The organism is Marinomonas atlantica, assembly GCF_001639725.1.
Taxonomy (GTDB): Bacteria; Pseudomonadota; Gammaproteobacteria; order Pseudomonadales; family Marinomonadaceae; genus Marinomonas; species Marinomonas atlantica.
Genome location: NZ_LTAW01000002.1, coordinates 233633 through 246964, shown reverse-complemented (window position 1 = coordinate 246964; position 13332 = coordinate 233633). Strand labels below are relative to the sequence as shown.

Annotated in this window: 14 protein-coding genes; 1 reads left to right on the top strand and 13 read right to left on the bottom strand. The window is 46.5% G+C overall.

What is annotated here, in order from left to right; all coding sequences use genetic code 11:
- Positions 1 to 24: 24 nt before the first annotated feature.
- The 4 genes from AYW75_RS03870 to AYW75_RS03855 are packed head-to-tail and all read right to left on the bottom strand — an operon-like array spanning position 25 to position 5271.
- A complete protein-coding gene (locus AYW75_RS03870) occupies positions 25 to 690 on the bottom strand; it encodes a sarcosine oxidase subunit gamma (protein WP_067032025.1) in 666 nt (221 codons plus the stop codon).
- Positions 683 to 3706, bottom strand: a complete 3024-nt coding sequence (locus AYW75_RS03865) for a sarcosine oxidase subunit alpha (protein WP_067095650.1) — start codon at positions 3704 to 3706, stop codon at positions 683 to 685. The genes AYW75_RS03870 and AYW75_RS03865 overlap by 8 nt, the downstream gene beginning before the upstream one ends.
- 11 nt (positions 3707 to 3717) lie before the next feature.
- A complete protein-coding gene (locus tag AYW75_RS03860; protein ID WP_067032031.1) occupies positions 3718 to 4002 on the bottom strand; it encodes a sarcosine oxidase subunit delta in 285 nt (94 codons plus the stop codon).
- 15 nt (positions 4003 to 4017) lie between these two features.
- Positions 4018 to 5271, bottom strand: a complete 1254-nt coding sequence (locus AYW75_RS03855) for a sarcosine oxidase subunit beta family protein (protein WP_067095647.1) — start codon at positions 5269 to 5271, stop codon at positions 4018 to 4020.
- A 491-nt stretch (positions 5272 to 5762) separates the two neighbouring features.
- On the opposite strand from AYW75_RS03855, the gene AYW75_RS03850 reads away from it, so the two are divergent.
- Positions 5763 to 6818 (top strand): GlxA family transcriptional regulator, encoded by a 1056-nt coding sequence (locus AYW75_RS03850; RefSeq protein WP_067095644.1) that lies wholly within the window; start codon positions 5763 to 5765, stop codon positions 6816 to 6818.
- 78 nt (positions 6819 to 6896) lie between these two features.
- Here AYW75_RS03850 and AYW75_RS03845 read toward each other — a convergent pair whose 3' ends face one another.
- The 9 genes from AYW75_RS03845 to AYW75_RS03805 form a co-directional block, all read right to left on the bottom strand.
- Positions 6897 to 7304, bottom strand: coding sequence for an OsmC family protein (locus tag AYW75_RS03845; protein ID WP_067095641.1), 408 nt, complete (start codon positions 7302 to 7304; stop codon positions 6897 to 6899).
- Positions 7305 to 7320: 16 nt separating this feature from the next.
- Entirely contained in the window at positions 7321 to 8133 is an 813-nt protein-coding gene (gene trpC, locus AYW75_RS03840; protein ID WP_067095638.1) for an indole-3-glycerol phosphate synthase TrpC, read from the bottom strand.
- 14 nt (positions 8134 to 8147) lie between these two features.
- On the bottom strand, positions 8148 to 9197 hold the full coding sequence (trpD, locus tag AYW75_RS03835) for an anthranilate phosphoribosyltransferase (protein WP_067095635.1): 1050 nt from the start codon (positions 9195 to 9197) through the stop codon (positions 8148 to 8150).
- 10 nt (positions 9198 to 9207) lie between these two features.
- Positions 9208 to 9786 (bottom strand): anthranilate synthase component II, encoded by a 579-nt coding sequence (locus AYW75_RS03830; RefSeq protein WP_067096368.1) that lies wholly within the window; start codon positions 9784 to 9786, stop codon positions 9208 to 9210.
- Between the two features lie 512 nt (positions 9787 to 10298).
- On the bottom strand, positions 10299 to 11042 hold the full coding sequence (locus AYW75_RS03825) for a hypothetical protein (RefSeq protein ID WP_067095631.1): 744 nt from the start codon (positions 11040 to 11042) through the stop codon (positions 10299 to 10301).
- Positions 11027 to 11716 carry a hypothetical protein gene (locus AYW75_RS03820; protein ID WP_067095628.1) on the bottom strand — a complete coding sequence of 230 codons (690 nt, stop codon included), beginning with the start codon at positions 11714 to 11716 and terminating at the stop codon, positions 11027 to 11029. Before AYW75_RS03820 ends, AYW75_RS03825 begins: the two co-directional genes overlap by 16 nt.
- Positions 11706 to 12254: a baseplate complex protein gene (locus AYW75_RS03815; RefSeq protein WP_082856378.1), complete on the bottom strand. Its 549-nt coding sequence runs from the start codon at positions 12252 to 12254 to the stop codon at positions 11706 to 11708. The genes AYW75_RS03820 and AYW75_RS03815 overlap by 11 nt, the downstream gene beginning before the upstream one ends.
- Positions 12251 to 12646, bottom strand: coding sequence for a hypothetical protein (locus AYW75_RS03810; RefSeq protein ID WP_067095625.1), 396 nt, complete (start codon positions 12644 to 12646; stop codon positions 12251 to 12253). The genes AYW75_RS03815 and AYW75_RS03810 overlap by 4 nt, the downstream gene beginning before the upstream one ends.
- A 2-nt stretch (positions 12647 to 12648) precedes the next feature.
- The gene (locus tag AYW75_RS03805; RefSeq protein WP_067095622.1) at positions 12649 to 13332 is read right to left on the bottom strand and encodes a hypothetical protein; all 684 of its coding nucleotides are present in this window, start codon (positions 13330 to 13332) and stop codon (positions 12649 to 12651) included.

Genomic DNA, 13332 nt, shown 5'->3' with positions numbered 1-13332 from the left:
GGCCTATTATGGGGAGGGGTAGTACTAAGCTTCGACTACAAGGCCGAACTCACGACTTGCGTCTTGAATCCATAGCCATAGGTAGTCAGAGAAGCTGCGGCGAACTACCAATTCAAACTCGCTTTCACCTGAGCGACGAATGATCGCAGAGCTCTTGGCGAAAGTTGTTGATACAACCTTACCCACTGGGAATACACTTGGATGTACATCTACAATAGTAGATTTTTTCAATACATCCACAACATTCGCACCAGAAAGCTTAAAGATTGTCCAACCACCGCTGATGTTCACTACTTGGTAGTGACCACTTAGCTCTGCATGCAGTGCAGACTCTACTTCAAAGGCTTTCAAGCCAGGAACAACGATCAACCATTCGTCTGGAGACATCCAGCGAACCGATACTTCGCCTTTCACTACAGATGTTAGCGGTTGAGTTGGCAAAGCCACGCCCAACGCTTTTTCTGCGGCTTTTAGTTGCTCAGCGTTTTCAGCATTCAAACGTAGCGTGATTTGACCCATCAACGCTTCTTCTTTAAATGTCACACCACCTGTTTTCGGGCCGTTTTTAGCAACAGTCGCTAGGTCAGCATGAAACAGAGGTGACTGGCCTTGGATTGATGCATCTGGCAACTGATCCATAACGGCTACAGTTGGTGCCACAGTTGCTGCTTCTTGTTTAACATCAGACATTTTGACGTTCCCCTTTTGGATCTAGGAAAATTGGGCTGCAGATTTCTGCTTCAACGATACGACCATCTACAAGTGGGTAATAAACTTTCTCACCCATCTTGTCTAAGCCACCTTTCACAAAACCTAGGGCTACAGAACGGCCTAAGCACGCACTCCAGTAACTAGAAGAAATGTGACCAACCATTGGCATTGGAATTGACGCAGTTGGGTCAAATACAGCTTGAGCACCTTCTGGCAATACAACGTTTGGATCAATCGTTTTAATACCCACCATTTGCTTACGTTCCGCACGTACACAGTCTTCACGCTGCATACCGCGCTTACCGATGAAGCTGAATGGTTTGTTCATAGAAACAGCCCAGCCCATACCTAAATCGTACGGGTGAACAGAGCCATCAGTATCTTGACCAGCGATGATGAAACCTTTCTCTGCACGAAGGATGTGCATTGTTTCAGTACCGTAAGGCGTCAAGTCGTACTTAGCACCATGTTCGAACAGTTTTTCCCAAACATGCAGACCGTAGTTCGCTTGTACGTTGATCTCGAAAGACAACTCACCAGTGAACGAGATACGGAATACACGAGCTGGAACGCCCGCTACAGACATTGGCTTCCAATCCATGAACTTGAAGCTATCTTTAGAAACGTCAACATCACCGTCAATCAATTCTTCAAGCAGCTTACGGCTGTTCGGACCAGAGATCGTCATCGTCGCCCAGTGATCAGTCACAGAAGTGAAGTACACTTCTAGTTCTGGCCATTCTGTTTGATGGTAGAATTCTAGCCAGTTAAGAACCGTTGCAGCACCGCCAGATGTTGTTGTCATCAAGAAGTGGTTTTCAGCTAGGCAAGATGTAACACCATCATCAAATACCATGCCGTCTTCTTTCAGCATTAGACCGTAACGACACTTACCTACAGGTAGTTTCGCCCAAGCATTCGAGTATACGCGACCTAAGAATTCACGCGCATCTTTACCTTGGATATCGATCTTACCTAGCGTCGATGCATCAAGGATACCGATAGACTCACGAGTCGCTAAACACTCACGGTTCAACGCTTCTTGCATTGATTCGCCAGCTTTCGGGAAGTACCAAGGACGTTTCCATTGGCCTACATCCTCAAACTTAGCACCGTTCTCTAGGTGCCACTTGTGCATTGCACTGTAACGCTCAGGATCAAACAACGCACCACAGTCACGACCAGCGATCGCACCGAATGTGATTGGCGTGTAGTTAGGACGGAAGATCGTTGTACCAGTTTGTGGAATCGTCTGGTTCAGAACTTTCGCAGCAACTGCCATACCGTTGATGTTACCCAATTTACCTTGGTCAGTACCAAAGCCCATTGCTGTGTAACGTTTCACGTGTTCGATTGATTCAAAACCTTCGCGACAAGCAAGTTCAATACCTGCAGCTGTTACATCATTTTGGTAGTCAACGAATTGTTTAGGCGCTTGAGACGTTGGTTTCGTGTGAGGCACATGGAACAACGCCATTGCTTTAGATTCTTTCACTTCAGTTGTAGCAGGAACGTCTACTTCAACTGCGCTAAGACCTAGCTTAGACAATGCTTCAAGACCCGCTTTTTTACCTTCTTCAAGCGCACCAGCAGTATTAAATGTACCGTTGATCGCACCTGCAGTAAGTTGCTTCTGTACTGTTTTACCAGGTAGGAAGCCAAGTACATCTTCGTTCCAAACTGGCTTAGAACCAGTGTGACAAGATAGGTGAATAACAGGGCTCCAGCCACCAGATGAAGCCACAGTATCAGCACTCAGTTTCTTAACAGAACCTGTTACTTTTGAACCGTCTTCACTGATTGGTGCAACCGATACACCCGATACACGCTTGCTACCTTGAACATCAATGACAGCAGAACCCGTCATAACAGTGATGCCACGCTCACGCGCTGCTTCAACAAGTGCACCACTTGGGTTTTTACGAGTATCAACAATCGCCTGTACTTTACGGCCAGCATCATGCCAGTCGATCGCAGTACGGTAAGCGTTATCATTTGTTGTCATCAGAACAAGTTCGTTGCCTGGCACAACACCGAAACGGTTGATGTAAGTAGAAACAGCGTTCGCTACCATACAACCTGGAACATCGTTGTTACCAAATACTAGTGGACGCTCATGTGCACCAGTAGCCAATACCACCCACTTCGAACGTACACGATGGTAACGCTGACGAACCTGTCCATTTGGCGCGCGATCAGCAATGTGATCAGTCAAACGCTGGTGGATCGTTAGGAAGTTGTGGTCGTGGTAGCCGTTAACAGTAGAGCGAGGAAGAACGATTACGTTTTCGTTCGCTTCTAGCTCTTTAACAACACTTGCAACCCAAGCGCCAGCCGCTTTGCCGTCAACGCTTTCTTTGCTGCTTAATAGGCTGCCACCGAATTCGTTTTGTTCATCCGCGATGATTACGCGAGCGCCGCCACGAGCCGCTGTCAAAGCAGCGATCAAACCAGCAGGACCAGCACCAACAACAACTAGATCAGCGTGTTGGTTAACTTTGTCGTAAGTATCTGGATCGTATTCATTTGGAGAACGACCAAGGCCCGCTGCTTTACGGATAACTTTTTCGTATGTCTCCCACATTGTTGCAGGGTACATGAAGGTTTTGTAGTAAAAACCTGGAGGCATCATTTTGCCGCCAACTTTACCTAGAACACCCATGATATCGTTATCAACACTTGGCCAACCGTTTGTTGAACCAGAAACAAGACCAGAGAAAAGTTCTTGCTGTGTTGCACGAACGTTCGGTACTTGAGTCGCTTCAGTTGCACCAAGCTGCATAACAGCATTTGGCTCTTCAGCACCTGCTGCAACGATACCGCGTGGACGGCTGTATTTGAAACTACGGCCAATTATATCAACACCGTTAGCTAACAACGCTGACGCTAGTGTATCACCGGCGAAACCTTCGAACTGCTTACCATTGTAGGTAAAAGTAAGTGGCTTAGAACGGTCAATTCGGCCACCGCTTTGTAGACGATTTTTTTGAGACATGATCCGCTCCCTTACTCCGCAACTACTTTAGGTTGCTCACCCATTTTGTAAACTTCTTTAATTTCATACGTTACAGTGTCGCGTGTAACGTTGAAGAACTTACGGCAGCCCGCTACATGATCCCAGATTTCATGGTGTAAGCCTTTAGGGCTCTTACGGAAGAACATGTAGTTCCCCCACTCTTCATCTGTACAAGAGTCTGGATCAGCTGGGCGCTCAATGTGAGCTTGGCCGTGGTTATGGAACTCTTCTTCTTCGCGGTGTTCACCACAGTAAGGGCAATAAATATAAAACATGAACTAAATCTCCCGTTAGTGTGCTACACCAGCTGCGCCGTGCTCATCGATAAGCGCGCCGTTGTGGAATCGGAACATTGAGAATGGCTCAGCCATCTCATGCATTTCACCTTTCGCCAAAGAAGCAGCGAATACGTTGCCAGACCCTGGCGTCGCTTTAAAGCCACCTGTACCCCAACCACAGTTGAAGAAAAGGTTCTTAACAGGTGTTTTAGAAATGATTGGACAAGCATCAGGACATGTATCAACAATGCCACCCCATTGGCGGTTCATGCGTACACGGCTGAAGATTGGGAACATTTCAACAATCGCTTGAACTGTATGCTCGATCGTTGGGTAAGAACCACGTTGACCGTAACCTACGTAGCTGTCGATACCCGCACCGATTACCAAGTCACCTTTGTCAGATTGAGATGCGTAACCGTGTACATGGTTAGACATTACAACTGTGTCTAGGATTGGTTTGATTGGCTCAGATACCAATGCTTGTAGCGGGTGAGACTCTAATGGCAGTTCAAAACCAGCTTTCGCAGCCATGACACTTGAGTGGCCTGCAACAACACAACCAACTTTATCAGCCATGATGTCACCGTAGCGGTCTGTCTTAACACCCGTTACTGTACCGTCTTCAATAATGAAGTCCGTTACTTCAGTTTGTTGAATCAAATCAACACCGTGCATGTCAGCACCACGAGCAAAACCCCAAGCTACCGCATCGTGACGAGCAACACCCGCACGTGGTTGCCAAGAAGCACCCATAACTGGGTAACGAGCGTTATCAGAGCAATCTAGGATTGGCACGATTTCACTTACTTGCTTCGCGTCTAGTACTTCGCCATCGATACCGTTCAAACGGTTAGCGTTTACACGACGTTCGATATCACGCATGTCTTGTAGCGTGTGGCCCAGGTTTAGACAGCCACGCTGAGAGAACATTACGTTGTAGTTAAGATCTTGAGAAAGACCTTCCCATAATTTCATTGCATGCTCATATAGGTGAGCAGATTCGTCCCAAAGGTAGTTAGAACGAACGATCGTTGTGTTACGAGCGGTGTTACCACCACCTAAATAACCTTTTTCGATAACAGCAACGTTAGTTACGCCAAACTGCTTCGCTAGGTAGTAGGCCGTGGCCAAACCGTGACCACCACCACCGACGATGATTACATCGTATTTCTTTTTCGGTGTCGGGTTGCGCCAAACCCGCTGCCAATTTTCATGATGGCTTAGACTGTGCTTTAACAAGCCAAATCCGGAATACTGCTGCATTGTGTCAGCTCCTTATCATGGCAACCCTTCTGAGGGCTGCATTACAAAGTGGTAATACTAGCGATAGACTGGGTAGTCGGCGCAAAGCGCTTTTACTTGCTCTTTCACTGCGGTGATTTTCTCTTCCTGCTATTTCAATGATTGAAACAACATTTCAAAATCGACGTCATCTTATCAATACGGGCTACCCAAAAGCCAACACCATAGATTTTCGTTCGTTTTTGTCTTAATAAATGCAGTTCAATAGAAGAAATAATTTACAATAGAAATACTATGAAAACCCCCTACATGTCACATTCTTGAATGCGTCACATAGATGGTTATTTACGACAGCAAAAATATGACATTTAAACCTCAAAAAGGTGCTATTTTGCAGTAACAACGCAATATTTCTAACGTTTTTACGTCCTTTAGCCTTACCTTAGATGACAGTTTACCTTACACTTGCACAATTACTGACGAACTCCCCCACCAGGAATCACAGTTTAAAAATGACCCAGACCTACCATAAGAAACACTTCAGCCCATCAAACGCGGATCACAATCACGCTCATGTAACATCCCATGACAGCGAGAAAAAACCGATCATGATTGGCTTTGTCCTATTGAAGCACTTCTCCATGGTGGCCTTTACTGGCGCAGTAGATGCTCTAGTCACCGCCAACCTCGTACAAACAGAAAAGCTGTTCGACTACGCCACATTGAGTATGGAAGGCCCTTCGGTAACCAGTGATCTGGGAATAGAGATTGCGACGGGCACAAGTATAGAAGAACAACTGCAACATGCCAGTGCTCATTTCGATGTGCTCATCGTTTGTGGCGGTTACCGCTGCCAACTGTCCGAGCAAAATAAGCTAACAGACTATTTGAAAATCAGCCATAAGCAAGATGCCTATTTAGGCGGCTTGTGGAATGGCGCCATTGCCTTAGCACACGCAGGACTTACTAACAACACTCGTATAGCGATCCATCCAGACAATCATCCTTATGTACGCGAGCATTTCCAAGATACCGTCATTGCGAAAGAAACGTCTGTTCTTGATGGCCGTATTTTAAGTTGCTCCGGTCCTGTCAGTGCATTGGCAATGACATTATCACTGGTTGAACATTTGCAAGACAGCCGTATTGCACGGGCTGCAAAAGAAATTTTAACCTGTGATCAGCTATCTGAAAGCGCCGTCACGCCTATTACAAAACCTGCGGACGACGGTAAATACCCAGAATCTTTAAAAAAGGTTCTTGAGTTAATGCGCAGTAACATCGAAGAGCCTTTAACGCTTGAAGAGTTATTGCATTATGCCAGCGTATCAAGACGTCAACTTGAGCGTCTTTTCCAGAACCATTTGGAAACCAGCCCATCGCGATACTACCTTGAGCTACGTATTACTTACGCTCGACGTCTGCTACAGCAAACCAATAAGCCGATCATCGAAGTGGCTATCGCCAGTGGTTTTGTCAGCTCCAGTCATTTTAGTAACTGCTTTAAAGACTACTTTGGTGTAGCGCCAAGCAACTTTCGTAAGCGCTCAAACCAGCAACAACAATAGACTGCAAAATAGATAGCATAAAAAAGGCCTCTAATCTTACTATAGAGGCCTTTTTAAATATGTCCGAGCCGAAATAATTTATTCGACTTCAATCACTTCGTAGCTGTGCACAATATTCACACCGCCACGCTCTAACATTAAAGAAGCTGAGCAATACTCTTCAGCAGACAGCTTAACAGCACGAGCTACATGGCTTTCTTTGATCTTACGACCTGTGACCACAAAGTGTATGCGAATTTCTGTAAACACAGAGGGGATAGTATCCGCTCGGTCTGCATCCACATGCGCCATACAAGATACGACGTCTTGACGCGCTTTTTGCAGAATATTCACAACATCGTAAGAGGTACAGCCGCCTAACCCAGCAAGGATAAGCTCCATCGGGCGCGAGCCCACGGCTTGGTTACCATCGATTTCCACTTTAAACCCACTGCCCATTTCTGCAGTAAAGTGCTTATCTTCTTGCCATGCTATACTTGTTTTCATTTTCTAATCTCTCAAACTATTTAAACAAATCCGCCAGTTTTTCACCCGGATTGTCCGCTCTCATAAAGGTTTCACCCACTAAGAACGCATGAATATCGTTTTCGCGCATTGCAGCCACATCATCACGAGTGTGAATACCGCTTTCGGTGACAATTAAGCGATCCTTGGGCACATCATTCATCAGCTCAAACGTATGCTGCAAGCTAAGTTCAAAGGTATGCAAATCACGGTTATTGATCCCCAACAATTCAGTTTCGGTAAACTCAAGCGCCAATTCAAGCTCAGCACGATTGTGAACTTCTACTAACACATCCATCGAAAGATCACGTGCCATTTGGTCTAATTCGCGTAACTCTTTACCCGTCAAGCAAGCCGCAATTAACAAAATACAATCTGCTCCAATTGAACGAGCCTCCATAACTTGGTAAGGATCAACAATGAAGTCTTTACGGATCACAGGTAAAGAACAGGCGTTGCGAGCTTCTACCAAGTAATCTTCATGGCCTTGGAAAAAATCTTGATCAGTCAACACAGATAAACACGCTGCACCACCTTTCTCATAAGAAACAGCAATCTCTTTCGGAGAAAACGGATCACGTAAAATACCTTTGCTTGGTGATGCTTTCTTTACTTCAGCAATGACGCCCGCTTTCCCTTGACCAATTTTACGACGTAACGCCGCAGCAAAACCACGAACGGGGTTGTGGGCATTGGCAGCCGTTGCTGCAATTTCAAGGTTCGCGAACGGGGTGCGCACCTGACGTTCCGCGATTTCTTCGTATTTACGCGCAACGATTTTTTTCAAAATAGTAGGAGTCTCAACTTGCATAATCGATCTCTATTTTATTTCGCTGTTTCAGTAGAATGAGGCATGTAGCAACGAGTAAAGCTTGCCAGCTCTTGCAATTTGATCTTAGCTAAACCACCACCGATCACATCTTCCGCAATCGCTACCCCTTCAGCTAATGAGTCTGCCACACCGGATACATAAATCGCAGCACCAGCATTCAAAGCAACGATGTCACGTGGCGCGTTGTCCACGCCTTTTCCTTCAATCGCCGTCTTCAACATTGCAAGACTGCTGTCAGCATCTTCCGTTTGCACTAAGGCCAAAGACTGACGAGGAATACCAAAGTCTTCAGGCGCAATTTGATATTCGGTAATTTCACCGTCTTTTAATTCAGCCACGTATGTTGGCTGTGCGACACTGATCTCATCTAAGCCATCAACAGAATGCACGACCATTACATGCTCACTGCCCAAGGCTTTTAGCACTTCAGCAATAGGACGCACCCACTCTTTGCCAAACACCCCCATTACTTGGCGTTTGGCGCCAGCAGGATTCGTCAACGGTCCCAGCAAATTAAAAAGAGTCCGTGTGGCCATTTCTTTACGAGGCCCAACCGCGTATTTCATCGCTGCATGATGGTTCGGTGCAAACATAAAGCCCAAACCTAACTCTTCAACACAGCGCTTAACCTGATCACTTTCTAAACCTAAGTATACGCCAGCTTTCTCTAATACGTCAGCACTGCCTGATTTCGACGACACCGATCGACCACCGTGCTTTGCAACACGACCACCAGCCGCGGCAACAACAAACGCAGATGCGGTAGATACGTTAAACAAATTACCGCCATCACCACCCGTACCACAAGTATCAACAAGCGTTTCATCCCCTAGGTCTACCTTAGAAGATAGCTCGCGCATCACCTCAGCCGCCGTAGTGATCTCATCTACAGTTTCGCCTTTCATACGTAAACCAATGAGAAAACCACCTATTTGAGCTGGGGTTGCTTGTCCCGTCATGATGTCACGCATCACGTCACGCATTTCTTCGCTTGTCAGGCTTTGCTTATCCACGACTCTAGCGATTGCTTGTTGTATATCCACCAGCCAACTCCTAATGTTTGAAAAAGTTGTCTAACAGAGCATGACCATGCTCTGTTAAAATCGACTCAGGGTGAAATTGCACCCCTTCTATATTCAAGGATGTATGACGCAATCCCATGATTTCATCCAGCTCGCCCTGATCGTTCTGTGTCCACGCGGTCACATCAAAACACTCCGGCAGCGTTGCTTGCTTCACGACCAAAGAATGGTAACGGGTAGCATTGTAGGGATTAGGTAAATCACGGAACACACCGATTCCTTTATGGTACACCTTAGAGGTTTTACCATGCATTACTGTTTTGGCACGAATTACGTCACCACCAAAAACTTGCGCAATACTTTGATGCCCAAGACAAATACCTAAAATAGGAATATGGCCAGCAAAAGTCTTAATTGCAGCCAAAGAAACACCTGCCTCGTTCGGCGTACACGGACCTGGAGAGATGACGATATGACTTGGCGCAAGCGCCTCAATATCTTGGATCGTAAGTGCATCATTACGACGCACATCGACTTCATAACCTAACTCACGAATGTACTGCACCAAGTTATAGGTGAACGAATCGTAGTTATCGATCATCAGAACCATAAAAGGCTTAACCATTTGTTTTTAAAGCTTTTTACCTTTAGCCACTTAGCATTGATACCCACTACGATACCCATTTCAATAAGCGCCACCCTAAAATTTATGGCTGAATACTATCTTAACGCAGCATATCTGTCATTGCCGATACAACTCTAATGATGCCGAGCCAACCCCAATAGTTTCTCCCGCCCATGTTACTCCGTGGTTTACTAGAAAGAAATTAATCAAATTATCGACGATCCGGCGGCATCCCGCGTGGTTACTGATACACGCTAGTTTTACACGGCGTTTCTAAGGCTCTTTTTACTGCATTTTCTTTCATTCGACTGAAATACCGTATTTTCTGTAATCGCTTTACATACGGGCTGTGGCGGCTTGTCGTTGCAGTTTTAAAGTTGCAGTAATCAAAACATTGCGTAAAGCGCGCAGGCGTGGGGAGGAGTGCTTTTGAGGGGTCGCGGGGTGCGAGATATTTTTAATTTTGGCCACTAAAAAGGGCGCTGTGTGCGCCCTTTTTATTTCAGTAGTGGTTGAAGCCGAGCCGCTTGGTTGCTGGCTTCGTTGCTCTTGGCGGTGTATTGGCCGGCGGTGGTTGGCGGTGATGTGGTGCCAGCTCCGCCCGGGTCACTCCATGTGTATGGATGTCCGTGGTTTGCTGCAATATTTGCGATGCCAGAAACGGTGATCATTAGCTCGTGGAGTAGCTTATAAATGTTCTCTGTTTCGCTGCCTGCCCAGTGTTTCTTGGCGATGATATCGCGGACGTTGCCGATGCGCTGTGTTAGATTGTTTTCAATCTTTGTAAGGTCGTTAAGTCCTGTCTTTTCCCATTCGTCTGTTTCGTTGACTTGAATGTAGGCTTTCTCGCTCTGCTGCCAACGCTGGTCTTTCTCTCCCATCGATGGCAGCACTAGACCATGTGGCAATATGGAACGAATGAATGGATGTGCTGGTGAGCCATAGGCGAATGCCAATTCAACCACGGTATCAACCAGCGGCTTAGACCACTGGCCGCGCTGGTTGGCTGCACCGGCTGGCACTGGCAGCAGTACATCATTGATCACTGGCACCTCAGCATCCACATTGCCGTATCGATCCAGTATGCGTACCGACACTGCGTACACTGGGCGCTGTTCTGTGGCGGTTTGCTGGGCTAATGCTTCACCGTTATCGACCACCTTTGCCCACAGTGGCAAGTGCCAGCCCATTTCTAGCTCTGGATATTTGCGAGACAAAATGCGCTCTATCGCTTTTTCCATGATACCCCCATGGTTACATCTGACATAGTCACCTCATAGATACGACGACCGTTTAATAAGAAACAAGGTCTAAGACCTGGTATTGCTGGAAATGTCAAAGATTCGCTGGCTTTGACATTAGTGAATAGCGTTTCCGGCACCTGCATCGGCTTATCTATCCAGATGCCGTCTACCCAACTTCCCACATATATAGTTCCGTCACGTCGTTGCTGACAGATGAAGTCCGATATACTGAACACCTTTTCCAATGATCTGACTGCCTGCAATGCTGTGCCGGTATGCACAAAGTGCGGCACTGGCTGATCCACATAGGATGCCGACTTAGGCAAAGAGAACGACACTTTAGTTTTACCCGATATCTCTGTGAGTATTTCGCGCAGTGTTGTGTTTCGCATTGATAACGGTAAACGCCGCTCTAATATCGCCAATTTTTCACGACAAAACAGGGTCCATGTACCAGCTGTTGCTTTGGTTGCTCGCTCAATAAAGCCCAGAAACACACCCACCCGTTGACCATTGTTAATGGACATCGATACAAAAACGGAGCCCTTTGGCTCCGCGTCTGAAACTACTTTCAATGATGCCGTGCCGCATGCGTTGGCGAATAGCCGCACATCATGCTCCACTAATTGCCGCTCTTCCCCTGCCACTTTTACAAAGAATCTATACAACATCGACTTCACCCCCTCCTGATAACCTGCTATCAGCTGACATCAATACATTTTCTTCAAACCATGACACGTCCGCTGCCGCTTCTTGCTCTGCTTGCTGATCTGCTGGTCCCACAGATGTCACTTTGTTTCCTGAATCCGCTAACGCTTTGCTTTCGCGCTTTTCTGCCACGGATTTATGCTCCAACAAAACAAAGGTGACCGTCCAAGCCTGCTTATCTTCCATTTCTTGAGCGCTCAATCGCTCACTAAATCTTACTTGGCGGACGCCCATTGCCGACGCTGTTTTGTTGCTCACCGTATAGACTTGACGTGTACCCGAAGCATCTACAGCTTGAGCCAATAAAACTAAGCTCTTTAAATCATCTGCGTTTTCAAAGTTGATATTCAGCTTTACCCGCAGGCGCTTACCCTTAAAACCCTTCTCTGCTGTTAGCGTTGAGGATGTTTGCGCGGATAAATCCTCTTCTGGTAATGGTTGCTCACCGGTCACAGCAAAACCCCATCCACGCACACTTGTTCCGTTTAGTACTAGAATCATGCTGCCCAATCCTGCGGACCATATCTGTCCACCATCGCTACATACAAAGGACGCAATGGCCAATCTGAATCTATTAGTCGATCGTTCCAAATAGTCACACTGTCCGCCTTGCTTAGCGGCAATTGATCACGAAACTGACATAGCACGTCATGCACAAGACTGTCGTAATACAGCCACGGTTTACCGTTACGTAGACAACCATCCGGCGTGCCGACCACAAACAACCCCAATACATAAACCTTTGGCGAACACCCGTCCCACGAATAGCACGGGGTAACGAGCATCTTAGAGTTAGAAATAGTTACCCATTCGTTTTGAAACTCGATGCCTGCTAATAGCGGGTGCTCGTATTCAAAATGATGGTCTAAGCAGTAAAGCCATGCCTTTCCCATAGCTACTTACCCAACAACTCTGGCGGCCAATCAGACTGCCACGTACTTCGCAATTCAACCAATTGGCTCAGCCAATTTTCTGGTTCTGACTCCTTCAGCTTAGTTAATTCATCCTCAACAAACTGTCGAGAACCAAGCAAAAAACCAATCTTTTCGGAATAGACTGGAGCCTTTGCCAAAACACGATCAACCAAGTCAGACAACTCTAAACCACGGCGAGCCGCAATACCTTTAAGCGTTGGTACCGAGGTTTCTGGATCAGTAGCGTAGGCGTTTGCCTCCATCAACTGCAACGGCCAACTGTCCACTTCGATATCGGGGTATCCCACACTCAATTTAGGCTTTACCGCATCTACCTTGTCAGACACTTCTTTCGCCACCAATTCAGCACAATACTCAATCGAATAAGGATTAACAGGATAACTTCTGATCACCTGATAGTCTGAAACCTCTAGCTTAGCCTGACCCACATGATAAAAATCGTCAGGACTCGGAATAACCGTTTCATCGAAGACGGGCAATAAGCGCAAATGACCAATATCAAGATAAGATGTCGGGACGGCGAACGGCAAAAGCCCCTCAGCAAGACCATGATGCGCAATTGCTCTTGCTAAAGAATTTCGATCATATATTTTCGGCTTGGTCAGTATTCGCTCTCCATAACAGAGACAAAACATTTGTTGCAT